The organism is Xanthomonas sp. NCPPB 1132, assembly GCF_056629235.1.
The window spans coordinates 1,995,853-2,021,627 of record NZ_CM152819.1 but is presented as its reverse complement, the minus strand read 5'-3'; the positions used below and the strand labels follow the sequence as shown (position 1 = coordinate 2,021,627).

Here is a 25,775-nt window from a genome sequence, read left to right as displayed (position 1 = left end):
GAGGCGCCGCGCGCTCAACGCCGCTGCAGACGCCAGGCGCGATGGATGCGCGGGTTGCGCTCGAAGTCCGGATCGATGGTCTGCGCGCTGATTTCCTCGCACACCGCGAACTCGGCCAGCGCGTTCTCGTCCAGCTTGAAGCGGCGGAAGTTGTTGGAGAAGTACAGCACGCCCTCGGGCATCAGCCGCGCCACCGCCGCGCGCAACAGCCGCACATGCTCGCGCTGGATGTCGAAATCCTCGGCGCGCGCGGAGTTGGAGAAGGTCGGTGGGTCGCAGAAGATCACGTCGTAGCGGTTCTTCTCCGCCTCCAGCCAGCTCAGCGCGTCGGCCTGCACCAGCCGGTGCTGGGCGCCGCCCTTGCCGTTGAACGCCAGGTTGTCGGCGCACCACTGCAGGTAGGTGCCGGACAGGTCGACGCTGGTGGTGGAATCGGCGCCGGCCACCGCCGCCTGCACGCTGGCCACGCCGGTGTAGCAGAACAGGTTGAGGAAGCGCTTGCCGCGCGCCTGCTGCGCCATCACGCCGCGCAGGGGGCGGTGATCGAGGAACAGCCCGGTATCCAGGTAGTCGAAGAGGTTCACCCGCAGCAGCGCGTCGTGCTCGCGCACCACCAAAAACTCGCCGCGCTGCTCGAAACGGCCGTACTTGCTGCCGCCCTTGCCGCGCTCGCGGGTCTTCAGCGCCACCTGTTCGGCCGGCACCGCGAACACCTCGCGCGCGGCCGCCAGCAGTTCGTTGCGACGACGGCGCACGTCCGCGTCGGGAATGCTGTCCGGCGCCGCGTACTCCTGCACGTGCAGGAAGGTGCGCGCCTGGCCGCCGTCCTCCTGGTACACGTCGATCGCCGCCGCGTACTCGGGCAGGTCGGCGTCGTAGGCGCGGTAGCAACTGATCCCCGCCCGGGCGCGCCAGGTCTTGAACTTGCGCAGATTCTTGCGCAGGCGATTGGCCACCATCTGCGCACCGTCGCTGAGCACGCGCGGCTCCTCGGTGGCGCCGGCGCGCGGCGCGACCGCGATCGGGTCGCAGACGATCAACGGGCACTCCAGCGCGCCGTTGAACATCTGGTATTTCTTGGCCGCACGCAGGCCGGTGGCATAGGCCAGCTCGTCGCTGCCGCACAGCAGGCTGGCGCGCCACTGCGGCACCGCGCGCTTGAGCGCATCGCCCAGGCGCCGGTACAGCGCCGCGTCGGCGGCCAGGCGCTCGTCGTAAGGTGGGTTGCACACCACCGTACCCAGCGCCTGCGCTGGCGCGGGCAACGCGGCGACGTCGTGCACGGCGAAGGCGATCGCCTCGGCCACGCCGGCGGCCTGCGCGTTCTCGCGCGCCGCGCGCAGCGCATGCGGGTCGAGGTCGCTGCCGTACAGCACCGGCCGCAATGCGGCGCGGCCGGTCTGGGCACGCTGCCGCGCCTCGGCCAGCAGCGTGCGCCAGGCCGCCACGTCGAACCCCAGCCAGCGGCTCGGCGCGGCATCGGCATCGGTGTCGCCGCGCTGCTGCGCCGCCAGCTCGCCGCGCAGCAGGCCCGGCGCGACATCGGCGGCCATCAGCGCGCCTTCGATCAGCAGCGTGCCGCTGCCGCACATCGGATCCAGCAGCCCGCCACCCTGCGCATACAGCGCCGGCCACTGCCCGCGCAGCAGCACCGCCGCAGCCAGGTTCTCCTTCAGCGGCGCCTCGTTCTGCGCCTGGCGCCAGCCACGCCGGTGCAGCGAGCCGCCGCCCAGGTCCACCGACAGCGTGGCGCGGCCCTTGCGCAGCGACAGGTTCAGGCGCAGGTCCGGGTGCTCCACGTCCACCGACGGCCGCTCCAGGCCCTCGCCGCGCAACGTGTCCACCACCGCATCCTTGACCCGCTGCGCGGCGAAGCGCGCGTGGGTGATGCCGGTGCCGGACACATGCGCGTCCACCGCCAGGGTGTGTTGCGGCGCCAGATGGCTGCGCCACGGCAGCGCGGCCACGCCGGCGTACAGCGCCGCCTCGTCGGGGCAGTCGAAGGACTGCAACGGCCACAGCACACGGCTGGCCAGGCGCGACCACACCACCGCGCGCTGCGCGTCCTGCAGGCTGCCTTCGGCATTGACGCCGGCGACGGTGGCGGTGGCCTGCGCCACGCCGAGCGCGAGCAGTTCATCGACGAGCAGGTATTCCAGGCCCTTGGCGCAGGAGACGAAGAATTTCACGGAAGGCGGACCACAAGGGACGGGAAAGGGCGCGACGGGCACGGCGGCCGCAGGGGCCATCCAAGGCACACGACAGACTGCGGGCGGTTGCGCAGCGCCTGCGACGGCATGGCGCGTCGCGGAGGCGCGCGACAGGATGCCCACGCACGCCATCGAAACGCGGCGCAGAATAGCACAGCGGCTCCGGCCGCCCCGGCCGCGCCAAGACGACGACCGATGAGCGCACGCCCCGATGACCACGGTCGCCCCCTGCCCCGCCCGCCACGCTCGCCCTCCAAGGCCGACCACGACAACGGCGCCGCATCCACTCACCACGGCGTCAGCCGCCAAGCCTCGGCGTCGGCCTGCAAGCGCTGCTGCAGGCGCAATGCGTCGAGAAAGTCCGCATCGTGCGACACCACCAGCAGCGCGCCGGGATACTGCAGCAGCACGGCGCGCAAGGCGTCGCGGGCCTCGCGGTCCAGGTGGTTGTCCGGCTCGTCCAGCAACAGCAGTTCGGCCGGCGGCGTGCGGTAGAAGGCGCAGGCCAGCGCGGTCTTCAACCGCTCGCCGCCACTGAGCTGGGCGCAGGGTACGCCGATGCGCTGCGCGTCCAGGCCGAGCAAGGCCAGCCGCGTGCGCAGGTCGGCGAGCGCCACGCCGGGCGCGGCGGCCTGCACCTGCGCCAGCGCGGTGGCGTCCGGGTCCAGCGCCGCCAACGACTGGTCCAGGTAGGCGCTGGCGGCGCGCACCCGGCAGGTGCCGGACAGCGCCGTCACCTGCCCGGCCAGCAGCCGCAGCAGGGTCGACTTGCCGCTGCCATTGGCCCCGACCACGCCGATGCGTGCGCCGCCCTGCACCACCAGGTCCAGCGGCTGCCGCGTCGCCGGCGCGAACGGCAGCCGCACTGCCTGCAGCTCGACCAGGCGACGGCTGGCCGCCTCGGCCGAAGGCGGCGCGAACAGCGCCACCGGCGCGTCCGGCTGCACCTGGCACGCGGCCTCGGCGATGCGTGCCAGGCTGCGCGCCTGGGTGGCCTGATGGTCGCGTACGCGCTTGCCGGCGCTGTCCTGGCTGCGCTGTTTCTGCCGGCCGAGCAGGATCGGCGCCTGGTTGGCCGCGCCGGCCTGCTGCCGCCCGCGCGCACTGCGCCGCTGCTGCCGGTCGTGCTGCGCCTGCCAGGCGGCGTTGTCGCGCGCGTGCTGCAGCTTGTACTGGGCCAGTTCGGCCTGCGCGGCGTCGCGCTCGCGGGCCCGGCACTGCAGGTAGAACGCGTAGTCGCCGCCATAGTCGCGCAGCCCGCCGGGCGACAGTTCCAGCGTGCGCTGCATGTCCTGGAGCAGCAGCGCATCGTGGCTGATCACCAGCAGACCGCCCGGCCAGCGCTGCAGCGCCTCGCGCAGGCGCTGCCGCTGCGCCGCGTCCAGGTGCAGGGTCGGCTCGTCCAGGATCAGCGCATCGGCCTCGGCCAGCCAGGCGCCGATCAGCGCCACCCGCATCGCCTCGCCGCCGCTGAGCGTGGCTGCAAGGCGGTGCGGCTCCAGCGCGCCCAGGTCGTGCGCGTGCAGTTGTGCCTGCAGGCGCTGGGCGATGTCCCAGCGCTCGCCGAGCGCGTCGAAATCCGCCGCGTCGGCACTGCCGGCCTCGATCCGCGCCAACGCCCGCAGCGCCGCGCCCACCCCAGCCAGATCGGCGACGGTGGCGTGCGGCGCCGGCGCGATCTGCTGCGGCACGTAATGGAGGCGACCGTGGCGCACGCAGCGCCCGGCGCTCGGTATCAGTTCACCGGCGAGCAGGCGCGCGAACACGCTCTTGCCGACGCCATTGCGGCCCACCAGGCCGGTAGGCCGCGCATCGAGCGCGAAGTGCAGATCGGAAAACAGGGTCCTGCCATCGGGCAGGAGGTATGTCGCGCTGTCCAGCGCAAGCAGCGGATGCGTCATGGGAACCTCCATGGATGCCGGTCGTGCCCGCCGACCGCTCGGCAGGAAGGACAAAGGCCGTCGCGAAGACGGCGGCATCAATGGCGCATCGGCATAGATGCTCGATGAAGGGGCGCGATGATGCTAACGCACCCGACCCGCGCCGGGCGACATCGCGCTGTGCAGGCTCAGGGCGCGGACAGGAAGGCCGGGTGGTATTCCACCTCGGCCATCGGCGGCAGACGCTCGCCGAAGGCCAGCGCCTGGAAGGCCTCGACCGGTGCGCCCGGCAGGGTCAGCCCCGGTTCCGGGCGGAAGCCGAAGCGCGCGTAGTACGCCGGATCGCCCAGCACCACGCAGCCGGCCGCACCCAGCGCCTGCAACTGCGCCAGCGCCTCGCGCACCAGCCGCGCACCCAGGCCCTGTCGCTGGTGGCCCGGCCCCACCGACAGCGGGCCCACGCCGTACCAGCCGCGGCTGCCGTCGGACAGGCTCACCGGCGACACCGCGACGTGGCCGACCACGTAGCCCTCGTGCTCGATCACCAGCGACAGGGTCAGCGCGCCATCCGCGCGCAGCCGTTCGATGATGTCCTGCTCGTCGTGGCGGCTGTGCGCGACGCGGAAGAAGGCGACCAGGGTCAGCGCCTCGATCGCCGCCGCGTCGGCCGGCCGCTCGGCGCGCAGCAGCATGGCGTCGGCTGCGCTCACAGGCGCTCCAGCAGCTCGGCGAAGGCGTGCGCCGAGGTCGCCACGTGCTCGCCCAGGCGATGCGTGTCGTCGACCAGCAGCAGCCGCGCCGCGCGCGCCTGCGCCCACGCGATCACCTCGGCGGCGGGAATCAGTTCGTCGCGCCAGGCGTGCACCACCGAGGTCGGCACCGGCGCCGCGTCCAGCGCCGGCAGATGGCCCATCCGCGTCGGCGGCACCATCAGGAACAGGCCGCGCACCGGCACGTGCAGCGACACCTGCGCGGCGATATAGGCGCCGAGGCTGGAACCGGCCAGCACCAGCGGCCCGCGCTGCGCCGCCGCCTGCGCCAGTTCCAGCAGGCGCTGCAGGCGGGTTGGCACGTCGCCGAGCGGGCTGATGTCGCGGCGCGCGTCCAGGTCGGTGTAATCCGGGCGCGAATGGGTCCAGCCCAGGCGCTCCGCGACCTCGGCCAGTGCGGTCACCTTGATCGCGTCCGGCCCGCTCTCGAAGCCGTGCGAGAGAATGCAGTGACCGCGGCTCACAGCGCCACCACCGCATCGCCCAACCGCAGCGTGCCGCCCTGCACGATGCGCGCGCACAGGCCGCCGTGGCCGCGCATGGCGTTGTAGCCGCCCGGCCCCAGCGCCTGCTCCATGCGCGAGCACGGATCGCACGGCGCGATGCCTTCCAGTTCGACCTCGCCGATGCGGAAGCGGCGCCCCTTCAGGGCGATCAGCGGAATGCCGGAGACCACCACGTTGCGCCGCAGGGTCGCCGGCGCCACCGCCGCATGGCCGGCCAGCGCGGCGATCGCCGGCAGGTGTTCGGCCTGGATCAGGGTCACGCCGCGCTTGCCGTTGCGGCCGGCGTAGCGGTCGCCGTGCAGGCCGCCCTCGGTCTGCGCGGTGGCGGCGTCGACTTCGCGCATCGGCACGTCGCGCGCCGGGCGCAGGCCGATCCATTCCACGCGTCCGGCGCGCGGCAGTGTGGCCAGCAGGGTCGCCAGCGGGCTTTCGGAATTCAGGGTCATCGGCGAATGCTAGCATCCGCGCATGTCGCCTACCCCGCCGTTGCCGATCCACGATGCGCCCCTGCCCTACGTCGACCTGCTGCAGGAGCGCGCGCCGGACAGCATCACGCTGGCGGTGATCCACTGCACCGAGTTGCCGGACCTGGCCAGCGCGCGCCTGTACGGCGAGCGTGTGCTGTATCCGTCGGGCACCGGCAACAGCGGCCACTTCTACATCGACCGCGACGGCAGCGTGCATCGCTACGTGCCCGCGGAGCGCATCGCGCATCACGTGCGCGGCTACAACCCGCAGTCGCTGGGCATCGAACTGGTCAACCGCGGGCGCTATCCGCTGTGGCTGGATTCGCGCCACCAGGCGATGTGCGAAGACTACCCCCCGGCGCAGATCCAGGCGCTGATCCGCTTGCTGCAGCAGTTGCGCGCGGAGTTGCCGCAGCTGCGCCACATCGCCGGACACGAGGCGCTGGACCGCAGCCTGGAACCGGCCAGCGACGATCCGACGCGGCAGGTGCAGCGCAAGCTGGATCCAGGGCCGCGCTTCCCCTGGCCGCAAGTACTGGAGGCTGTGGCGCTGGCGCCGTATGCGCCGTCCGCTGATCAAGCCTTGTCGTAGAAGCGGCTTCAGCCGCGACCGGGCATTGCCGATCGCATCGGGTCGCGGCCGATCCCGCAAAAGAGGCCGAAAACCAACCCAACAAGAGTGCCGCACGCGCTCAGTGCGCGCCGACGTAGTTCTTCTCGCCGGCGGTCACCGGCAGGTCCAGGCGATTGCCCACCGGCGCCAGCGGACACACCACGTGCGGGGTGAACGCGCACGGCGGGTTCTGCGCCAGGTTGAAATCCAGCACGATGCGGTCGCCCTGCGGCGCCGGCACGAACAGATAACGGGCGCCGCCATAGCTCTCGCGGCCGCTGGTGCGATCGGAGAACGGCAGGAACAGGCGCTGGCTGGCGCCGTCGCGCAGGACCTGCAGCTTGTAGCGCCGCCCCCGCAGCACGAACTCGGCGCTGCCGACCAGGGCCAGCGGCTGCGGCGTGCCGATCGAGGTGAGCAGCACCATCGCCTGCGGCGCCGGCACCGGATGCCAGTCGGCCACCACCCGCCACTGCGGATCGATCGGGAAGTAATCGATGCCGCGGAAGCGCGCGCGCGCCGGCGCCTGCGGATCGCGGAAGCGCCAGCCGAACAGGTTGCCGGTGCGCACCACGTAGAACTCCTGCGCCCCCAGCGCCAGCCGGGTCTGGGTGTCTTGCGCCGCGTCGGTCTCCAGGCGGCCACCGGCGAACGGCTGGCCGTTCACCTGCACCGTCGCGTCCGCCGCGGGCTGGAAATGCACGCCTTCCTGCTGGTCCACCTGCAACGTGCCCAGATGCGCCGGGCCGGCCGGCAACTGCACGTCGTTGTCCGGTGCGCTGCCGACCCGGTGCAGGCCGCTGTGCAACCGCCCGGAGCCGGTGAAACTCAACCAGCCCGACGGCGCGCGCAACGTCGCCAGGCGCTGCGCACGGTTGCGCTCCACCTGCTCGCGATAATGCGTGGCCGATTGCGCGCGCGGCGAGGCATCGGCGCCATCGGCCGACGTGCGTCGCTCGCCGCAGGACGCCAGGCCCAGCATCAACGCCAGCCCGCAGGCCTCACGCCAGCGCATGGTGCGGCCCCTGTCGCGCGCCATCGTGCATGCGTTCGGGTGCGCCGCGGCCCTAGCCGACAGCGCGCGGCCGCGCCGGATCGGCGATCCAGCCGCTCCAGGAGCCGGCGTACACGCGCGCGCCGTGCAGGCCGGCATGCTCCAGCGCCAGCAGCAGATGGCAGGCGGTGACGCCGGAACCGCACATCAGCACCACCTCGCGTGGATCTCGCCCCTGCAGCAACGGCTGTAGTTCCGCGCGCAGTTCCTGCGCCGGGCGCAGGCGGCCGTCGCGCAGGTTCTGCGCCAGCGGCAGGTTGAGCGCGCCGGGCACGTGTCCGGGCAGCGGGTCGATCGGCTCCACCTCGCCACGGAAGCGTTCGCCGGGGCGCGCATCCAGCAACCAGCCCGGCGCCTCGTGCAGACGCGCGGCGACCTCCTCGGCGGAGACGATGCGCGCCGCATCGAACGCCTGCGGATACGGCGGCAGCGGCGACGGCGCGGAGGCCGCGTCGGTTTCCGGCAGGCCCAGCCGGCGCCATTCGGCCAGGCCGCCGTCGAGCACGGCGACCCGGCGATGGCCGAGCAGGCCCAGCATCCACCACAAGCGGGCGGCGGCCATGCTGCCATCGCCGGCGTCGTAGACCACCACCTGGTGCTGCGGGCCGATGCCCCATTGCCCCAGGGTGCGCGCGAAGGCCGCATCGTCCGGCAACGGGTGCCGGCCCAGGCCGGGACGGCCGAGATCGGACAGATCGGCGTTCAGATCGGCGTAGACCGCGCCGGGCAGGTGCGACTGCGCATAGGCCGCGCGCGCCGCCGCTGCCGCGGCAGGATCGAGCAGCGCCGCCGGCACGAACCGCGCATCGACCAGGCGCAGCGCGGGATCGCCGAGCGCGGCGGCCAGTGCCGGCGCCTCGACCAGGGTGTGCCATTCGGGGGACGTTACGGTCATGCGGCTTGCTCCAGTCGGCGGCGCAGGTTGAGCAGGATCGCCGCGGTCGCGCCCCAGATCCGCTGGCCGGGCCAGCCGTACTCCAGCACCACGCGCGGGCGTCCGCGGTAATCGGTCTCGATGCTGCGCAGGTTGTCCGGCGCCATCAGGTAGGCCAAGGGCACCTCGAATACCTCCGCCACTTCGCCCGGATGCGCCTGCGGCACGAAGCGCGGATCGATCGCCGCGACCACCGGCATCACCCGGAAACCGCTGATGGTGACGAACGGATCCAGATAGCCCAACGGCTCGGCCTGGGACGCCGCCAGCGCGATCTCTTCCTCGCTCTCGCGCAGCGCCGCGACCACCGCATCGGCATCGCTGGCCTCGATGCGGCCACCGGGAAAACTGACCTGGCCGCCGTGGTGACGCAGGCTGTCGGTGCGCCGGGTCAGCAGCACGTGGGTGCCGTCGGCGCGCGGCACCAGGCCGGCCAGCACCGCCGCTTCCACCGGCGCGCCGTCCGGCAGCAGATCCTGCAACTCGTGGTGATTCCAGCCCGGCCCCGTCGGCGGCTGCTGCAACGGATGCAGCGCGCGCAGCAGATGTGCGCGTTCGGCCAGGCGCTGTCCCGGCGACGGCGACCAGCCGCGGCCCGGCAGCACCTCGTCCATGTAGCGGCGGCGTTCGGCGTCGCTCATGCGGCGCCAACCTGCGATTTCGTCGCCGTTGCGCAGGCAGCCCGTGCAATAGCCCTGCGCATCGAGACGGCAGATACCGATGCAGGGCGTGAGCGGGGCATGCGGAACGGGATCCATCGGATTCGACACCTTGCCAGCCTAGCGCGATTCGTCGGCGCCGTCGTCGCCTGCCCAAAAAAATTGCGCCGGCATCGCTGCCGGCGCAATCGTCGTGCACTGAACCAGCGTGCTTACTTGACGCTGACCAGCTTGATCTCGAACTGCACCGCCACGTTCGGCGGGAACGGCGTACGCGGGTCGGCACCGTAGGCCTTGTCCGGCGGCAGGGTCACTTCCCACTTGGAGCCGGCCGGCATCTGCAGCAGCGTGTCGCGCATGGCCTGCATCTCGACTTCGCTGACCTTGATCGCCGGGATCTGCTGCGCCGGACGCGCCTGCGCCGGGCGCTGGCCGAACGGGTACGGACCGGCCACTTCCAGCTGCACGGTGCTGGCCTGGGTCGGCTTGGCACCGGTGCCGGCCTCGATCACGCGGTACTGCACGCCGCTGGGCAGGGTCTGCACGCCAGCCTTGGCCTTGTTCTGGGCCATGAACTGGTCGCTCTTGGTCTTGTTCTCGGCAGCGGCCTTCTCGTAGTCGGCCTTGGCCTGCTGGGCGCGGGCCTGCTCGCGCTTCTGGAACGCTTCCACCGCCGGCTTCAGCTGGTCGGCGCTGACCGCCGGCTGCTTCTTGGCGTAGGCGTCCTGCAAGCCCTTCACCACCGCATTGATATCGAGCTGCTCGCCGCGGCCGGTGAGTTCGGCAAGGTTGTTGCCGTAGTCGTAGCCGAAGTAATAGCTCAGCTTGCCCTTCTCGGACGAGGTGTCCTGGGCGAACGCATTGCCGCTCAGGGCGAGGGCCGCGACAGCGACCGCAATAGAACGCAACTTCATCAAACAATTCTCCAGGGTGGTGGCACAGGGCGGCCCGTGCCGCCTGAGATGACGCGTTAGGATAGCCGCCGCGGCGCGTAACCGCTACCGACGACGCTGCTCTGACTGGTGCGGCCCGCCCAGAGTTCCCATTACTTTTTTTTAACAACCAGGAATGCACATGTCCGGCACGCCGGTCCTCGCCGATACCCAGGGTGCGATCCGCATCCTCACCGTGAATCGAGCCGACAAGCTCAACGCCTTGAATCGCCAGGTTTTGCAGGCGCTGGATGCGGCCTTCGCCGCGGCCGCGGACGACCCGCAGATCCGCGTGGTGGTGCTGACCGGCGCCGGCGAGAAGGCCTTCGTGGCCGGCGCCGACATCACCGAAATGAACAAACTGACACCGGTTCAGGGCCGCGATTTCTCGCAACTGGGCCAGCGCCTGATGCGCAGGATCGAGCGCATGCCCAAGCCGGTGCTGGCGATGGTCAACGGCTTCGCCCTCGGTGGCGGGCTGGAACTGGCGATGGCCTGCCACCTGCGCGTGGCCGCCGACGGCGCCCGCCTGGGCCAGCCGGAGATCAATCTCGGGCTGATCCCCGGCTTCGGCGGCACCCAGCGCCTGCTGCGGCTGGTCGGCCGCGCCGCGGCGCTGGAACTGTGCCTGCTCGGCGCGCCGATCGACGCGGCGCGCGCACTGCAGTTGGGCCTGGTCAACCGCGTGGTCGCCGCCGGCGAACTGCAGGCGACCACGCTGCAGTTAGCGCAGCAACTGGCCGATGCCGCACCGCTTGCGCTGCGCGGCATCCTCGACGCGATCCAGATCGGCGGCGAAAGCGCGATCGAGCAGGGACTGGAGTACGAAACCGCGCAATTCGGCCTGCTGTTCTCCAGCGACGACATGCGCGAAGGCACCCGCGCCTTCCTGGAGCGGCGCCCGCCGCAGTTCCGCAACCGCTGAGCCCGCGCACGATGTCGCACGCCCCCACTCCCGCCACGCCGCTGCAGTTGCTGCGCTGGATCCTGGACGACGATCTGGATGCCGCGATCGACGGCGGCCTGATGGACTACCGCGGCACCGATCCCGGCGACGACGCGCTCGACCCGGCGCATCCGCAGTTGCGCGCACAATTGCTCGCCGCGCAGCAGCGCCTGCGCGACGCCTGGGCCGCACGCGCGCGCTATCGGGCGCGCACCGCGCGGCTGCAACGCCGTGCCGCGGCGCGCCAGGCGCGGCGTGCGAGCGTTGCAGCGACCGCCACGAGCACGACCACGTCCGCACCCGGCACGCCGGCGCTGCCCGCCGCGGCCGCGGCGATCCTGGCCCGCGCCAAGGCCAAGGCCGCGCAGCGAGGCGGCCGATGAGTGCGACCGCGAGTACCGGCGCAAGCACGCCTGCACGGCGCGGACGCCTGCTGAGCAAGGACGAGATCCACGAGTTGTTCTCGCGCCTGTCCGAACTCAATCCCAACCCGACCACCGAGCTGGAATACAGCACCCCGTTCGAACTGCTGATCGCGGTGATCCTCTCGGCGCAAGCCACCGATGTCGGCGTCAACAAGGCCACCCGCCGCCTGTATCCGGTGGCGAACACGCCCGCCGCGATCCTGGCGCTGGGCGAGGACGGGCTGAAGCGCTACATCTCCACCATCGGCCTGTTCAACGCCAAGGCCAAGAACGTCATCGCCACCTGCAAGATCCTGGTCGAGCAGCACGGCGGCGAGGTGCCGCGTGCGCGCGCCGCGCTGGAAGCGCTGCCCGGGGTCGGCCGCAAGACCGCCAACGTGGTGCTCAACACCGCCTTCGGCGAGCCGACCATGGCGGTGGACACGCACATCTTCCGTGTCGCCAACCGCACCGGGCTGGCTCCGGGCAAGGACGTGCGCGCGGTCGAGGACTCCCTGCTCAAGCGGGTGCCGGCGCAGTTCCTGCAGGACGCGCACCACTGGCTGATCCTGCACGGCCGCTACGTGTGCAAGGCGCGCAAGCCCGACTGCCCGCAGTGCGCGATCCGCGACCTGTGCCGGTACAAGGACAAGACGCCGGTTTGAGTGGTGTGCGGCATGGTCTGGAGCCTTGTCCGGCGCGAGCTTCTGGTCATCGGCTCCGGCAACGTGTACGACACGCTACGTCCGCCGCTGCGCTCGTCGCGGTTGAAACCGCTCCTACACCTCTACCGAAGCGCTCGCTGGATGCAGCACTTGTGGGAGCGGCTTCAGCCGCGACAGTCTCCGCCGCCGACACTGCCTCGCCTGCGCGTCGCGGTTGAAACCGCTCCTACAGATCTTCGAATCGCCAACCGGAAACACGGCCGGCCACGCCACCGACTACGCCGCCCGTTGCCCCTCCACGCGCCGGTCCAGTTCCTTCCAGTCCACCACCAGCGCGCAGCCGCGGGCCGCGGCGTTGCGGCTCCAGTCGCGCAGCAGTTCCAGGCACGCGTGGTCGACGTGGCGCAGCCGCGCCACGTCCAGGTGCAGCTCGGTATTCGGCGGCAGCCGCTCCAGGGTCCGCGCCATGGTCGGCACGCGCAGGAAGGTGGCCGAGCCTTCCAGCGACAGGCGCAGCTTGCCGGCCCCCTCGCCCGCGCCCGCGTCGCCGGCGTCTTCATGCGCATGCACCCCGACCGTCAGCCGCGACTGCTGCAGCGCCAGCCGCAGCAGCGACAGCGCAAAGCCGATCAGCACGCCGGTCAGCAGGTCGGTGGCGACGATGGCGAAGGTCGTCGCCAGGTAGATGGCGGCGGTGCCGCGACCGTAGGCGGCCAGTTCGCGCACCTGCCCCAGCTTGACCATCTTCAGCCCGGTATAGACCAGGATGCCGGCCAGGCATGCCACCGGCGTCATCCGCAGCAGCCACGGCAGCAACAATGCGAACACCAGCAGCCACCCCGCGTGCAGCATGGTCGACACGCGCGTCGCCGCGCCGGCCTGCACGTTGGCCGCGCTGCGCACGATCACCCCGGTCATCGGCAAGGCACCGAGCAAGCCGCACAGCATGTTGCCCACGCCCTGCGCGGCCAGTTCGCGGTCGTATTGGGTACGCGGCCCCTGGTGCATGCGGTCCACCGCCGCCGCCGACAGCAGGGTCTCGGCGCTGGCGATGAAGGCGAAGGTGAGCGCCGACAGCAACAGCGTGGCATCGAGCACGCCGAGCAGGTCGTCCAGGCTCGGCACGCGGATCGCCGAGAGCAGGTTGGCCGGCACGTCCACCTTGCGCACGTCCAGCGCCTGCACCTGCACCAGCGCGGTCATCGCCACCACCGCGAGCAAGGCGCCGGGGACGAAGCGCAGGCGCTGCGGACGCAGCCGTTCCCACGCCAGCATGATCGCGATGGTACCCAGGCCGACCAGCAAGGCGGCGCGGCCCACGCCTGCGTCCAGCGCGCGCCACAGCACCGCCGGCAACGCGGCGAAGTTCTCCAGGCCGCGTGCCTTCGGTGCGGCGTCCAGCAGCACGTGCGATTGCGAGGCGACGATCAGGATGCCGATGCCCGACAGCATGCCGGCGACCACCGCCGGCGAGGTCATGCGGAACCACACGCCGGCGCGGCACAACCCGGCCAGCAACTGGATCGCGCCGGCCAGCAGGATCACCGGCCCCAGCGCCGCCACGCCGTGCGCGCGGACCAGTTCGAACACCAGCACCGCCAGTCCCGCCGCCGGGCCGCTGACCTGCAGCGGCGAGCCGGCGATCAGCCCGACCACCAGTCCGCCGACGATGCCGGTGATCAGGCCGGCGGCCGGCGGCATGCCCGAGGCGATCGCGATGCCCATGCACAGCGGCAAGGCGACCAGGAAGACCACCACCGAGGCCAGCAGGTCGCGGCCGAAGGCGCCGCCGCGGAGGTAACGTGCCAGCGCGGAGGCGCCGGCCGGAGCGTGCTCTGTCATGGTGTGCATGGCGGCTCCTCCTCAGACGGCGACGTTGCGCAGGACCGGCGCCAGGCGCGGCGGCGGCGTGGCATCGGGCGGGCGTCGACCGGCCTCCGGCAGCAACGGCAGGAACCGCCCCTGCTCGGCATCGAAGGCGCGGATCTCGCCATGGCCGATGTCGTAGATCCAGCCGTGGATGCGCAGCGCGCCGCGCGCCAGCCGCGCCGCCACCACCGGCTGCGTGCGCAGGTGGTCCAGCTGCGCCACCACGTTCTCCTCGGTCAGGCAATGCAGCGCGTCCTCGGCATGCGCGGCATGGCCGTGCTGCGCGGCGACCTGGCGCGCGCTGTCGGTGTGCTTGAGCCAGGCCGCCACGGTCGGCACGTCCTGCAGCGACGCGGGATTGAGCACCGCCTTCATCGCGCCGCAATCGGTATGGCCGCAGATCACGATGTGCTCGACCTGCAGCACCGCCACCGCGTACTCGATCGCCGCGACCACGCCGCTGACGTGCTGCGAGTACGGCGGCACCACGTTGCCGATGTTGCGGTAGACGAACAGCTCGCCGGGCTGCGCGGCGAACATCAGTTCCGGCATCACCCGCGAATCGGCGCAGGTGATGAACAGCGTGTGCGGGGTCTGGCCGGCGGCGAGTTGCCGGAACAGCCCGCGCTGGCGCGGATAGACCTCGTTGCGGAAATGGCGGAAACCGTCGAGCAGACGTTGCATGGGATATCTCCAGGCACGGGGGGAGAGAGGCCGCACCGCAATGGGTACGACGCAGACGCAAGCAGCAGAAGCAAAGGATCGGCACCGCCAGCGGCGATGCGGGCGTCAGGCCCGGGATGGAGGACGCAACGCGGGACGGCGATAGCTGCGGCAAGGCGCTGCCGCGCGCACCGGCAAGCCAGGCCCGATCAGCAGAGCCGGCGGAAACAACGCGGATGCGACCGCGAGCGGTGCGTCGTGCGGATCGGGATCGGCGGCGGACGCTTCCAGCGCGGGCGTGACTCCATCGAGGTCGGCGTCGACATCGCTGGCGCAGATGCTCGCGCACAGCGCCGCCGGTGCCGCCGCCGCGGCCGATCCTGCACGGATCGCGGACAGCGCCAGCAACGCGGTCAACATCAACATGGACAGACGGGCGAGCATGCTTCGACAGTAGGAAGGCGCATCGCCGATGACAAGTGCTGCGCCGCACAATTCACTGCATCGTCCACGGCCGTCGACGCGAACCGTGAAAGCCACCCCGGCCCGCGCCCATCTTGCGGGTCCGGGCGGTCACGCCGCAAAAACAAAAGGCGGCGCAATGCGCCGCCTTTCGTACACCGTGCGGAACGTCCGCGAATCAGAACGACAGGTCGCCCCAGACGCCGAATTCCTTGGTTTCCACGTCGGTCTTCTTGCTGGCGTTGTCCTGGTGCGTGTACTTGTACACGGTCGCCAGCTTCAGGTTCTTCAGCACCGGGAACTCGACGCCGACGTTCCAGTACTTGTCGGCCAGGGTCGGGTCGATGGTCTTGCTCAGGTCGGTCTTGTCGTAGCGGGCGAAGGCATTGATGCCGCCGTCGGTCAGCGCCACGCTGCCCCACACCGACCAGCCGCTGGACTTGTCGGTGGCCGCGGTCAGCACGTTGTTGAGGTTCTTGGCCTGGAAGTACTCGCCGCCCAGACGGAAGTTGGAATTGGCGTAGGCGACCATCGCATCGGCGCGGGTGTAGTCGTGCTGCGCGTCGAGGATGTCGGTTTCCTTGCCCAGCTTGCCCGAGTAGGCGCCGACGGCGATGGCCAGGTTCTGCATCGGCATGTAGGCCACGCGGCCTTCCACGTCCATGCCCTTGCCGCGGGTCGGGTTCTTGTAGCCGGCACCGTTGACCACCGACATCGCGTAGTTGACCTGCGAACCCAGGTCGCCGAAGGCGTGCAGACCCCAGTCGGAGGAGTTGGCGTACTTCAGGCGGTCGGTCAGGGTGTTCTCGACGTAGCGGTAGCCGTAGAACTTCTCGACGAACGGCACCCACGGCATGTCGGCGGCACCGATGCGCAGCGCGAAGGCGTCGTCGAACTTGCCCTGCACGTAGGCCTTCTTGACGAACAGCTGGGTGTTGGACAGCGCCGAGCTGTACTGGAAGTCGGTGGTCAGGTTGGCCGACCAGATCTCGTTGAAGCTGTGGTCGACGGTCAGGTAGAAACGCTTGACGTCCAGGCCGGTGCCGCTGGCCGCAGTCTTGGCGCCACTGCTGGTGCGGTCGATGTTGGTCAGGTCGAAGAACATGCGGCCGCCGATCTTGTTGTCGTTGACCAGCTTGGCGAGCTTGTCGACCTTGGCGGCGCTGGCCTGCGCCGTTTCGGTCGCCTGGGCCTGCACGACATTCACTTCCGACTGCGCGTCGGACTGCGCCTGCAAGGCCTCCGACTGCGCCTGCAGCTGCTGGACCTGGGTCTGCAGCGCTTCGATCTGGGCCTGCAGTTGCTGCAACTGGGCAGCGCTGACGGCGGGCGGGTTGCTGCTGGCCTTGGCCTTCGCCGCGAACGCCTGCGGCGCGGCCGCCAGGCCGAGGCTGGCGAGGATCGCCGTGGCGAGAACATGAGAACGCATTAGGATGTCTCCGATGGGTGGTGGCAGGGTGGGATGGGTGCGGTGCGGCCCCAGTGCGACGGCCCGACCATTTGTAAAGATTCCGTCAAAGACATGACGGTTTTGAGTCAGCTTCGTGTCGAAACGAAGGCATCCGCGCCCGGAAAGGCTGTCACCGGACTGACATCTGATTTTCTTCAGACGTTCATGAAAAAGTCTTGGAATGCACTCGATGCCGGCAGGGGTGCCGGCTTCCCACCTATTCCAGGAGTTCTCCCGATGCGTTCCCTCAAGCTCCGACTGCTGGCAGCCGCCGCGGTCGCTACGTTTTCGCTCGCGGCGCAAGCCACCGATGTCACCGGCGCAGGCTCCAGCTTCGTCTATCCGGTGCTGTCGAAGTGGTCGGCTGCCTATGCCGAGAAAAGCGGCAACCGCGTCAACTACCAGTCGATCGGTTCCGGCGGCGGCATCGCGCAGATCCAGGCGGCCACGGTCGATTTCGGCGCTTCCGACAAGCCGCTCAGCGGCGCGGAGCTGGACAAGTTCGGCCTGGGCCAGTTCCCGGTCGTGATCGGCGGCATCGTGCCGGTGTTCAACGTGGCGGGCGTGGCCCCGGGCGCGATGAAGCTGGACGGCACCACGCTGGCCAACATCTTCCTGGGCAAGATCAGCAAGTGGAACGACCCGGCGATCGCCGCGCTGAACCCGGGCCTGGCCCTGCCCGACCTGAAGATCACCATCGTGCACCGCTCCGACGGTTCGGGCACCAGCTTCAACTTCACCAACTACCTGTCCAAGGTCAGCCCGGAGTGGAAGAGCAAGGTCGGCGAAGGCACCGCCGTGCAGTGGCCGGCCGGCATCGGCGGCAAGGGCAACGAGGGCGTGGCCGCCTACGTCAAGCAGATCCGCGGCGGCATCGGCTACGTCGAGTACGCCTACGCGCTGCAGAACAAGCTCAGCTACGCCGGCATGAAGAACGCCGCCGGCCGTTTCGTGATGCCGGACGACAAGACCTTCTCCGCTGCCGCCGCTACCGCGGACTGGAAGTCGGCCAAGGACTTCAACCTGATCATGACCAACGCGCCGGGCCAGGACGCGTGGCCGATTACCGCCACCACCTGGGCCATCATGTACAAGAAGGCCAAGAAGCCGGCGTCGTCGAAGGCCGCGCTGGACTTCTTCAAGTGGTCGTTCGAGCAGGGCCAGGCGCAGGCCAAGGCGCTGGACTACGTGCCGCTGCCGGAGCCGCTGGTCAAGCAGATCGAAGCCTACTGGGCGCAGAACATGAAGTAAGCCGGCGTCTCGTCCGTGCCGGCGCGCTCGCCCGGCACGGCGATACTCCAAGGCGCGGACCGCAGGGTCCGCGCTTTTTTTTGTGCCCGCTGGCGGCACCGCAACGACGCCGACGGGTGGCAGTCCCCCTGCCCCGCGCAGCCCCTGCAGCACGGCGCGAACGCCGCATCCCGTGATGGCGTCCGCCAACCAGTCCGCAAGTCATCTGGCTGTAACAAAAATATCATTTCATAGCGAGCATCCGCCGGATGTCCCGGCGCTCTTCGCTACGGAGTGACCCCATGAAACTGCAGCCGGCGCGCATTGCCGTCCTGTCCCTCGCCCTGGCCTTCGCCGTCACCGCCTGCCAGCCCGGCAACGGCGACAAGCAGGGTGCCGCCGACGCGGCGGGCGGGTCGCCCGCTGCCGCCCCGGCCGCCGGCGCCAAGACCGCGGCCGAGATTTCCGGTGCGGGTGCTTCCTTCATCTATCCGCTGATCTCCAAGTGGTCGGCCGACTACAACGCGGCCACCGGCAACAAGATCAACTACCAGTCGATCGGCTCCGGCGGCGGCATCGCCCAGATCAAGGCCGGCACGGTCGATTTCGGCTCCTCCGACAAGCCGCTGGACAGCGCCGAACTGGCCGCGGCCGGCCTCGGCCAGTTCCCCTCAGCGATTGGGGGGGTGGTGCCGGTGGTCAACCTGGACGGCATGGACGCGGGCAAGCTGCGCCTGACCGGCCCGGTGCTGGCCGACATCTTCCTGGGCAAGATCAGCAAGTGGAACGACCCGGCGCTGACCGCGCTGAACCCGGGCGTGACCCTGCCCGACACCAAGATCAACCTGGTGCACCGCTCCGACGGCTCGGGCACCAGCTTCAACTTCACCAACTACCTGTCCAAGGTCAGCCCGGAGTGGAAGGGCAAGGTCGGCGAAGGCACCTCGGTGCAGTGGCCGGGCGGCGTCGGCGGCAAGGGCAACGAAGGCGTGGCCTCGTACGTGCAGCAGATCAAGGGCTCGATCGGCTACGTCGAACTGGCCTACGCGCTGCAGAACAAGATGCCGTACGCGTCGATGCAGAACGCCGCCGGCAACTGGGTGCAGCCCAATGCCGAGAGCTTCGCCGCGGCCGCCGCGTCGGCAGACTGGGCCAACGCCAAGGACTTCAACCTGGTCATCACCAACGCCACGGGCGCGCAGGCCTGGCCGATCACCGCCACCAACTTCATGCTGATGCACAAGCAGGCCAAGGACCCGGCGCGCAGCAAGGCGACCCTGGACTTCTTCAAGTGGGCCTTCGAGAAGGGCCAGCCGCAGGCCGACGCCCTGCACTACGTGCCGCTGCCGCCGGAACTGGTGCAGCAGATCGAGTCCTACTGGAGCAAGGAATTCAAGTAAGCGCCAACGCGGTGCGTCCTGCGCGCACCGCGGCGGCACCCGGCGACCGGCGGTGCGCTCCAGGCGCCGCCGGTCGCCGTCTCGGCACCTTCTGATCCGGATTTTCGGGTTCCCGCCTGTGCGGGAGCGATGCAACCACCCACCGCGCGCGCCTCACCGCGCCGCGGCTACGATCGGAGCGCGCAGTCGCGCGCTCCGGCGACGACCGAGCCCATGAACAGCACTGTCCTTCCCGAAGCGATGTCGGCGCCACGCGGACGCGACCTGCGTGACGCCCGCGCCGACCGAGTGTTCCGCTGGATCCTCACTGCCACCGTCGTGTTCGTGCTCGTCGCCCTGGGCAGCGCGGCGCTGTCGATGCTGTGGGGCGGCCGCCATGCCCTGCAGTTGCAGGGCCTGAGCTTCTTCTACTCCAGCGAATGGAATCCGGTCGAGAACAAGTACGGCGCGCTGGCGCCGATCTACGGCACCCTGGTGACCGCGTTGATCGCGATGCTGATCGCGGTACCGGTCAGCTTCGGCATCGCCTTCTTCCTGACCGAAGTGGCGCCGCGCTGGCTGCGCGGGCCGGTGGGCACCGCGATCGAACTGCTGGCCGGCATTCCCTCGATCATCTACGGCATGTGGGGCCTGTTCGTGCTGGTGCCGATGATGACCGAGTACGTCACGCCCTGGCTCAACGACCATCTCGGCACGCTGCCGCTGATCGGCCCGATGTTCCAGGGCCCGCCGCTGGGCATCGGCCTGCTTACCGCCGGCTTCGTGCTGGCGATCATGGTGATCCCCTTCATCTCCTCGGTGATGCGCGAGGTGTTCCTGACCGTGCCGACCCGGCTCAAGGAATCGGCCTACGCGCTCGGCTCCACGCGCTGGGAAGTGAGCTGGGACATCGTGCTGCCCTACACCCGCTCGGCGGTGATCGGCGGCATCTTCCTGGGCCTGGGCCGCGCGCTCGGCGAGACCATGGCGGTGGCCTTCGTGGTCGGCAACACGGTGCGCCTGTCGCCCTCGCTGCTGGAGCCGGGCACCACCATCGCCGCGCTGATCGCCAACGACTTCGGCGAGGCGACCGAGACCTACCGCTCGGCGCTGCTGTTGCTGGGCTTCGTGCTGTTCATCGTGACCTTCATCGTGCTGGCGATCGCCCGCCTGATGCTGGCGCAACTCTCGCGCAAGGAGGGCAACTGAGATGGCCGCCGACGTCGCCCACCGCCTGTACAACCGCCGCCGCGTGGTCAACGCCGTGGCGCTCACCCTGTCCTGCCTGACCGCGCTGTTCGGCCTGGTGTTCCTCGCCTGGATCCTGTGGACCCTGGTGGCCAAGGGCATCTCCGGCATCAACCTGAACCTGTTCACCCGCATGACCCCGCCGCCGGGCGAAGAAGGCGGCCTGGCCAACGCGTTCTTCGGCAGCGCGGTGATGTGCGGCCTGGCGCTGCTGATCGGCACCCCGCTCGGCGTGGCCGCCGGCACCTGGCTGGCCGAATACGGCAACGCGCGCAAGACCGGCCAGGTGGTGCGTTTCGTCAACGACATCCTGCTGTCGGCGCCGTCGATCGTGCTCGGCCTGTTCGTCTACACCCTGTACGTGATGCAGACCGGCGGCCGCTTCTCGGCGCTGGCCGGTGCGCTGTCGCTGGCCTTCATCGTGCTGCCGGTGGTGGTGCGCACCACCGACGAGATGCTGCGGCTGGTGCCGGCGCAGATGCGCGAGGCGGCGCTGTCGCTGGGCATCCCGCAGTGGAAGGTTACCATGCAGGTGCTGTACCGCAGCGCCTCGGCCGGCATCGTCACCGGCGTGATGCTGGCGCTGGCGCGCATCAGCGGCGAGACCGCGCCGCTGCTGTTCACCGCCTTCGGCAACCAGTACTGGAACAACAACATCTTCCAACCGATGGCCAGCGTGCCGGTGGTGATGAACTCCTTCGCCGGCAGCCCCTACCCGAGCTGGCAGCTGCTGGCCTGGTCCGGCGCGCTGGTGCTGACGGTGTTCGTCCTGCTGGTCAGCCTCGGCGCGCGCGCCCTGCTGGTGCGCAACAAGATCTCCAACGATTGAACCCCCTATGGACCCGGCCATGAACGATCACCACAACGCCGCACCGATGCACCGCATCGCCATGCCCAACGGGCACACCGCGCTGGCGCCGTCGCCGGTCAAGATCGCCGCGCGCGGCCTGGACTTCTACTACGACAAGTACCACGCGCTGAAGGGCATCAACCTGGAAGTGCCGGAAAAGCGCGTCACCGCGCTGATCGGCCCCTCCGGCTGCGGCAAGTCCACCCTGCTGCGCATCTTCAACCGCATCTATGCGCTGTATCCGAAGCTGGAAGCGCGCGGCGAGGTGCTGCTGGACGGCGAGAACATCCTCTCGCCGAAGTACCCGATGAACCGCCTGCGCAGCAAGGTCGGCATGGTGTTCCAGAAGCCGGTGCCGTTCCCGATGACCATCTTCGAGAACGTGGCCTACGGCATCCGCCACCACGAGAAACTGTCCAAGGCCGACATGGCCGACCGCGTCGAGCAGGCGCTGCGCCAGGGCGCGCTGTGGGACGAGGTCAAGGACAAGCTCGGGCAGAGTGCGCTGGGCCTGTCCGGCGGCCAGCAGCAGCGCCTGTGCATCGCCCGCGCCGTGGCGCTGCGCCCGGACGTGCTGCTGCTCGACGAGCCGACCTCGGCGCTGGACCCGATCTCGACCAGCCGCATCGAGCAACTGGTGGAAGAGCTGAAGAACGACTACACCATCGTCATCGTCACCCACAACATGCAGCAGGCCGCGCGCGTGTCCGACTACACCGCCTTCATGTACCTGGGCGACCTGATCGAGCACGACCGCACCGAAATCATCTTCTCGCAGCCGAACAAGCAGCAGACCGAAGACTACATCACCGGCCGTTTCGGCTGAGCCGCGGCCGCCGCTGCCTCGCCGCAGCGGCTGCGCCCGTCGCCCTCCGGGCGGGCGCCGGGCGACGCCAGCACCGCAGCGCCAGGCATGGCCGCGGCGACACCAACGCACTTATTGGACCTACGACATGAACACTCAGCCCAACGAGCACATCGTGAAGAGCTACGACGAAGAACAGCATCGCCTCGCCGCCGAGATCGTGCGCATGGGCGAAACCGCGGTGGCGCAGTTGGAAGCGGCACTGGACGTGGTCGAACGCCGCGACGACAACGCCGCGCTGCGCATCGTCGTCAACGACGAAGCGATCGACGCGCTCGAACACTCCATCAGCCACGACGTGATGCGCCTGGCGCTGCGCGGGCCGATGGCGCGCGACCTGCGCGAGATCCTCGCCGGCCTGCGCATCCCCGCCGACGTCGAACGCATCGGCGACTACGCCGCCAACGTGGCCAAGCGCTCGATCGCGCTGAACATGTCGCCGCCGATGCCGCAGACCCTCGGCCTGCGCCAGCTCGGCAAGCTCGCCGCCCAGCAGGTCCGCGCCGCGCTGGCCGCCTACCAGAGCAACGACGCCGACGCCGCGCTGCGGGTGCGCCAGGGCGACGCGCAGCTCGATGCGCAGTACACCGCGCTGTTCCGCGAGTTGCTGACCTACATGATGGAAGACCCGCGCAACATCACCCCGTGCACGCATCTGCTGTTCATGGCCAAGAACCTGGAGCGGATCGGCGACCACGCCACCAACATCGCCGAGAACGTGTGGTTCCTGGTGCATGGCGACGAGCCGTTGCCGCCGCGCGACAAGCGCGACGAAACCAGCTCCACCAGCGGCATCTGACCCCTGCCCTGCGGACCGGCCCTGCGCCGTTCCGCTGTCGCGGCATCCCGGGCTCCGTGCACAGCGGAGCCTTTTTTGTCGCCACGCACTGCCGCATGCAGCGCCGTGCGCCAGCGAGTAGGCTTGGCGCAGCGCCGGCCACCACGGCCGGCGTCCGCCCATCGCCAGGAGCCTGCGCATGTCCAACGCGTCCCGTTCGTCTTCTGTCCTCGCCGGTGCGGTCCTGCTCGGCGGGATCGGCCTGTCCACCTCCGCCCTGGCCATGACCGACCTCGCCCAGGGCTATGCGCTGGGCGCACAGGCCGCCGTCCCCCCGACGCAGGACACCGGATCGACCACGCCGGCAACGCCGACGCCCGCGCCGACGGCGCACACCGGGCAGGCCGCCGACCCGGCCAAGGCCAGCGAAGGTGGCTGCGGCGCCAAAGCCGGCGACGGCAGCTGCGGAGCGCACGCCCCGGCGGCGACGCCGGCCAAGTCCGCGGCGGCCGGCGCCGCCACGCCCGAGGCCAAGCACGACGACAAGGCCATGGCCGAAGGCAAGTGCGGCGAGGGCAAGTGCGGTGGCAGCCTCTGATCCACCCCGGTACGACGCCCGGCCGCTGGCCGCGGCCAGTGCCGGCCTCGGACTGCGTCGCGGCCTGCTGCAGGACCTGCTGCAGGCGCCGGCAGATGCGTTCGACTTCCTCGAATGCGCGCCGGACAACTGGATCGGCGTCGGCGGCCGCCCCGGCGAATTGCTGCAGACGCTGAGCGCGCGCCATCCGCTCAGCTGCCACGGCCTGTCCTTGTCGCTGGGCGGCGTGGCGGCGCTGGACACCACCCTGCTGCAGCAGACCCGCCAGTTCCTCGAGCGGCACCGGGTCGCGTTGTACAGCGAACACCTCAGCTACAGCGCCGACGACGGTCAACTCTACGAACTGCTGCCGCTGCCGTTCACCGAGGAGGCCGTGCGCCACGTCGGCGCGCGCATCGCCCAGGTCCAGGACATGCTGGGCCGGCGCATCGCGGTGGAGAACGTCTCCTACTACGCCGCCCCGGGCCAGGCGATGAGCGAAGCCGCGTTCGTGGCCGCGGTGCTGGACGAGGCCGATTGCGACCTGCTGCTGGACGTCAACAACGTGCACGTCAACGCCAGCAACCATGGCGACGACGCGCTGGCCTTCCTCGCCGCCATGCCCAGCGCGCGCATCGCCTCGTACCACGTCGCCGGCCACCGCGACGATGCCGCCAGCGGGCTGAAGATCGACACCCACGCCGCGCCGGTGGCCGACCCGGTGTGGGACCTGCTCGCCGCCGCCTACCGCCTGCACGGCGTGCGCCCCACCGTGCTCGAGCGCGACGGCCAGTTCCCGCCGCTGCGCGAACTGCTGGACGAGGTGCAGTGCATACGCGCCGCGCAGGCGCAGTCGCGCGACGCATGAGCGAGACCCTGCGCGCGCAGCAATTCGCCCTGACCCGGCACCTGCGCGATCCGCAGCGCTACCCGGCGCCGGCGGACATCCCGCCGCAGCGCCTGGCGGTGTATCGCGCCCTGTTCTTCGACAACCTGGCGCAGTTGCTGAGCGGCCAGTTCCCGGTGCTGCGCGCCACCCTTGGCGACGCCGACTGGACAGCGCTGCTGCGCGCGTTCTGCGCCGAGCACCGCGCCCGCACGCCGCTGTTCCCGCGCCTGGGCGAGGAACTGGTGGCGTTCCTGCAGCAGCGCGCAGCCGATCCGCAGCGTCCCTGGCTGGCCGAACTGGCGCACTACGAAACCGTGGAACTGCAGGTGCAGATCGACGACGCCGTGCTGCCGCCGCACGATCCGCGCGGCGACCTGCTCGACGGCATCCCGCTGCTGTCGCCGTGGCTGCGCCTGTTGCTCTACCACTGGCCGGTGCAGCGCATCGGCCCGGCCTGGCAGCCGGACACGGCCCCGGCGCAGCCGACCTGCCTGCTGGCGCGGCGCGCGCCCGACGGCCAGGTCCGCTTCGCCGAACTGGCGCCGCTGGCCTACGCCGTGCTGGCGGCGCTGCAGCCGGGCACGCGCAGCGGGCGGGCGCTGCTGGTGGACCTGGCCGCCGCGCACGGCCTTGCGCCGGACGCCCTGCTGCACGAGGGCGCAGCCCTGCTGGAACGGTTGCGCGCGCAGGGCAGCGTGCTCGGCACGCGCCTGCCGGAGTGACGCCGCGGCGGCCGGCGGCCGCGCTCTGCTAACCTTGGCGGATGAACGATTCGGTCGACAGCCCCTCGCAACCCCTGGTCATCACCCCGATGTCGCGGCGTTTCCGCGGCTACCTGCCGGTGGTGGTGGACGTGGAAACCGGCGGTTTCGACTGGAACAAGCATGCGCTGCTGGAGATCGCGGTGGTGCCGATCGAGATGGACGATTTCGGCCAGCTGTATCCCGGCGTCACCGCCAGCGCGCACGTGGTGCCGGCGCCCGGCACCCTGATCGATCCGAAGTCGCTGGAGGTCACCGGCATCGTCCTGGACCACCCGTTCCGCTTCGCCAAGCCCGAGCGCGAGGCGCTGGACCACGTGTTCGCGCCGGTGCGCGCGGCGGTGAAGAAGTACGGGTGCCAGCGCGCCATCCTGGTCGGCCACAACGCCCATTTCGACCTCAACTTCCTCAACGCCACGGTCGCCCGCTGCGGCCACAAGCGCAACCCGTTCCACCCCTTCAGCGTGTTCGACACCGTCACCCTGGCCGGCATCGCCTACGGCCAGACCGTGCTGGCGCGCGCGGTGCAGGCCGCCGGCTTCGACTGGAACGCCGCCGACGCGCACAGCGCTGTCTACGACACCGAGCAGACCGCCCGCCTGTTCTGCAAGATCGCCAACGCCTGGCCGGCGCCGCAGGTCGGCGTTGTGCCATAGCCGCCGCATGTATTGCACGACACGCCCGCGCCGCTGTCGTGTTGACCCGGCGGCATTG

The 25,775-nt window shown here is 70.4% G+C and carries 27 protein-coding genes; 14 read left to right on the top strand and 13 right to left on the bottom strand.

Annotated features, from left to right (window positions below; genetic code table 11):
• Positions 1-14: 14 nt before the first annotated feature.
• The 5 genes from rlmKL to AC1G9L_RS08550 all read right to left on the bottom strand — a co-directional run bounded on the left by rlmKL (position 15) and on the right by AC1G9L_RS08550 (position 5,812).
• Positions 15-2,189, bottom strand: a complete 2,175-nt coding sequence (gene rlmKL / locus AC1G9L_RS08570; RefSeq protein ID WP_481070707.1) for a bifunctional 23S rRNA (guanine(2069)-N(7))-methyltransferase RlmK/23S rRNA (guanine(2445)-N(2))-methyltransferase RlmL — start codon at positions 2,187-2,189, stop codon at positions 15-17.
• 308 nt (positions 2,190-2,497) lie between these two features.
• On the bottom strand, positions 2,498-4,111 hold the full coding sequence (locus AC1G9L_RS08565) for an ABC-F family ATP-binding cassette domain-containing protein (RefSeq protein ID WP_481070706.1): 1,614 nt from the start codon (positions 4,109-4,111) through the stop codon (positions 2,498-2,500).
• 167 nt (positions 4,112-4,278) lie between these two features.
• Positions 4,279-4,782, bottom strand: a complete 504-nt coding sequence (locus tag AC1G9L_RS08560) for a GNAT family N-acetyltransferase (protein ID WP_481071072.1) — start codon at positions 4,780-4,782, stop codon at positions 4,279-4,281.
• Between the two features lie 14 nt (positions 4,783-4,796).
• Complete coding sequence (locus tag AC1G9L_RS08555) at positions 4,797-5,324, bottom strand: hypothetical protein (protein WP_481070704.1); 528 nt, start codon at positions 5,322-5,324, stop codon at positions 4,797-4,799.
• Entirely contained in the window at positions 5,321-5,812 is a 492-nt protein-coding gene (locus tag AC1G9L_RS08550; RefSeq protein WP_481070703.1) for an MOSC domain-containing protein, read from the bottom strand. Before AC1G9L_RS08550 ends, AC1G9L_RS08555 begins: the two co-directional genes overlap by 4 nt.
• A 22-nt stretch (positions 5,813-5,834) precedes the next feature.
• On the opposite strand from AC1G9L_RS08550, the gene AC1G9L_RS08545 reads away from it, so the two are divergent.
• Positions 5,835-6,425, top strand: a complete 591-nt coding sequence (locus AC1G9L_RS08545; RefSeq protein WP_481070701.1) for an N-acetylmuramoyl-L-alanine amidase — start codon at positions 5,835-5,837, stop codon at positions 6,423-6,425.
• Between the two features lie 100 nt (positions 6,426-6,525).
• Here AC1G9L_RS08545 and AC1G9L_RS08540 read toward each other — a convergent pair whose 3' ends face one another.
• The 4 genes from AC1G9L_RS08540 to AC1G9L_RS08525 all read right to left on the bottom strand — a co-directional run bounded on the left by AC1G9L_RS08540 (position 6,526) and on the right by AC1G9L_RS08525 (position 10,007).
• Complete coding sequence (locus tag AC1G9L_RS08540) at positions 6,526-7,461, bottom strand: DUF1684 domain-containing protein (RefSeq protein WP_481071070.1); 936 nt, start codon at positions 7,459-7,461, stop codon at positions 6,526-6,528.
• Positions 7,462-7,513: 52 nt separating this feature from the next.
• The gene (locus AC1G9L_RS08535; protein WP_481070699.1) at positions 7,514-8,395 is read right to left on the bottom strand and encodes a sulfurtransferase; all 882 of its coding nucleotides are present in this window, start codon (positions 8,393-8,395) and stop codon (positions 7,514-7,516) included.
• On the bottom strand, positions 8,392-9,192 hold the full coding sequence (locus AC1G9L_RS08530; RefSeq protein ID WP_019801616.1) for a DUF1289 domain-containing protein: 801 nt from the start codon (positions 9,190-9,192) through the stop codon (positions 8,392-8,394). The genes AC1G9L_RS08535 and AC1G9L_RS08530 overlap by 4 nt, the downstream gene beginning before the upstream one ends.
• Positions 9,193-9,305: 113 nt before the next feature.
• A complete protein-coding gene (locus AC1G9L_RS08525; RefSeq protein WP_010343966.1) occupies positions 9,306-10,007 on the bottom strand; it encodes an FKBP-type peptidyl-prolyl cis-trans isomerase N-terminal domain-containing protein in 702 nt (233 codons plus the stop codon).
• A gap of 160 nt (positions 10,008-10,167) precedes the next feature.
• On the opposite strand from AC1G9L_RS08525, the gene AC1G9L_RS08520 reads away from it, so the two are divergent.
• The 3 genes from AC1G9L_RS08520 to nth are packed head-to-tail and all read left to right on the top strand — an operon-like array spanning position 10,168 to position 12,040.
• Positions 10,168-10,950, top strand: coding sequence for an enoyl-CoA hydratase/isomerase family protein (locus AC1G9L_RS08520; protein ID WP_481070697.1), 783 nt, complete (start codon positions 10,168-10,170; stop codon positions 10,948-10,950).
• 11 nt (positions 10,951-10,961) lie between these two features.
• Entirely contained in the window at positions 10,962-11,354 is a 393-nt protein-coding gene (locus tag AC1G9L_RS08515) for a hypothetical protein (RefSeq protein ID WP_481070696.1), read from the top strand.
• The gene (nth, locus tag AC1G9L_RS08510) at positions 11,351-12,040 is read left to right on the top strand and encodes an endonuclease III (RefSeq protein WP_019801845.1); all 690 of its coding nucleotides are present in this window, start codon (positions 11,351-11,353) and stop codon (positions 12,038-12,040) included. Before AC1G9L_RS08515 ends, nth begins: the two co-directional genes overlap by 4 nt.
• 276 nt (positions 12,041-12,316) lie before the next feature.
• On the opposite strand, the gene AC1G9L_RS08505 is transcribed toward nth, so the two are convergent.
• From AC1G9L_RS08505 to AC1G9L_RS08490, 4 genes are all read right to left on the bottom strand, one after another.
• Positions 12,317-13,891 carry a SulP family inorganic anion transporter gene (locus AC1G9L_RS08505; protein ID WP_481070694.1) on the bottom strand — a complete coding sequence of 525 codons (1,575 nt, stop codon included), beginning with the start codon at positions 13,889-13,891 and terminating at the stop codon, positions 12,317-12,319.
• A gap of 12 nt (positions 13,892-13,903) precedes the next feature.
• Positions 13,904-14,593, bottom strand: a complete 690-nt coding sequence (locus AC1G9L_RS08500; protein ID WP_019801843.1) for a carbonic anhydrase — start codon at positions 14,591-14,593, stop codon at positions 13,904-13,906.
• Between the two features lie 105 nt (positions 14,594-14,698).
• The gene (locus AC1G9L_RS08495; RefSeq protein WP_481070692.1) at positions 14,699-15,016 is read right to left on the bottom strand and encodes a hypothetical protein; all 318 of its coding nucleotides are present in this window, start codon (positions 15,014-15,016) and stop codon (positions 14,699-14,701) included.
• Positions 15,017-15,212: 196 nt separating this feature from the next.
• Positions 15,213-16,463, bottom strand: a complete 1,251-nt coding sequence (locus AC1G9L_RS08490; protein WP_019801841.1) for a porin — start codon at positions 16,461-16,463, stop codon at positions 15,213-15,215.
• Positions 16,464-16,721: 258 nt separating this feature from the next.
• Here AC1G9L_RS08490 and pstS (AC1G9L_RS08485) point away from each other — a divergent pair, with 258 nt between their 5' ends.
• The 10 genes from pstS (AC1G9L_RS08485) (at position 16,722) to rnt (ending at position 25,717) form a co-directional block, all read left to right on the top strand.
• Positions 16,722-17,735 (top strand): phosphate ABC transporter substrate-binding protein PstS, encoded by a 1,014-nt coding sequence (gene pstS / locus AC1G9L_RS08485; protein ID WP_010343974.1) that lies wholly within the window; start codon positions 16,722-16,724, stop codon positions 17,733-17,735.
• Between the two features lie 281 nt (positions 17,736-18,016).
• Positions 18,017-19,114: a phosphate ABC transporter substrate-binding protein PstS gene (gene pstS / locus AC1G9L_RS08480; RefSeq protein ID WP_019801840.1), complete on the top strand. Its 1,098-nt coding sequence runs from the start codon at positions 18,017-18,019 to the stop codon at positions 19,112-19,114.
• Between the two features lie 213 nt (positions 19,115-19,327).
• On the top strand, positions 19,328-20,302 hold the full coding sequence (gene pstC, locus AC1G9L_RS08475) for a phosphate ABC transporter permease subunit PstC (protein WP_010343976.1): 975 nt from the start codon (positions 19,328-19,330) through the stop codon (positions 20,300-20,302).
• Between the two features lies 1 nt (position 20,303).
• Positions 20,304-21,170 (top strand): phosphate ABC transporter permease PstA, encoded by an 867-nt coding sequence (pstA, locus tag AC1G9L_RS08470; protein ID WP_019800952.1) that lies wholly within the window; start codon positions 20,304-20,306, stop codon positions 21,168-21,170.
• A 19-nt stretch (positions 21,171-21,189) separates the two neighbouring features.
• Positions 21,190-22,017, top strand: a complete 828-nt coding sequence (gene pstB, locus AC1G9L_RS08465) for a phosphate ABC transporter ATP-binding protein PstB (protein ID WP_010343978.1) — start codon at positions 21,190-21,192, stop codon at positions 22,015-22,017.
• A gap of 127 nt (positions 22,018-22,144) precedes the next feature.
• Positions 22,145-22,855, top strand: coding sequence for a phosphate signaling complex protein PhoU (gene phoU, locus AC1G9L_RS08460; RefSeq protein WP_010343979.1), 711 nt, complete (start codon positions 22,145-22,147; stop codon positions 22,853-22,855).
• A gap of 178 nt (positions 22,856-23,033) precedes the next feature.
• Positions 23,034-23,432, top strand: a complete 399-nt coding sequence (locus AC1G9L_RS08455) for a hypothetical protein (protein ID WP_481070689.1) — start codon at positions 23,034-23,036, stop codon at positions 23,430-23,432.
• On the top strand, positions 23,419-24,279 hold the full coding sequence (locus AC1G9L_RS08450) for an HvfB family MNIO-type RiPP peptide maturase (protein ID WP_019801747.1): 861 nt from the start codon (positions 23,419-23,421) through the stop codon (positions 24,277-24,279). The genes AC1G9L_RS08455 and AC1G9L_RS08450 overlap by 14 nt, the downstream gene beginning before the upstream one ends.
• Positions 24,276-25,022: an HvfC family RiPP maturation protein gene (locus tag AC1G9L_RS08445; protein WP_481070688.1), complete on the top strand. Its 747-nt coding sequence runs from the start codon at positions 24,276-24,278 to the stop codon at positions 25,020-25,022. The genes AC1G9L_RS08450 and AC1G9L_RS08445 overlap by 4 nt, the downstream gene beginning before the upstream one ends.
• Before the next feature lie 41 nt (positions 25,023-25,063).
• Positions 25,064-25,717: a ribonuclease T gene (gene rnt, locus AC1G9L_RS08440; protein WP_019801992.1), complete on the top strand. Its 654-nt coding sequence runs from the start codon at positions 25,064-25,066 to the stop codon at positions 25,715-25,717.
• The last annotated feature ends 58 nt before the right edge of the window (positions 25,718-25,775 follow it).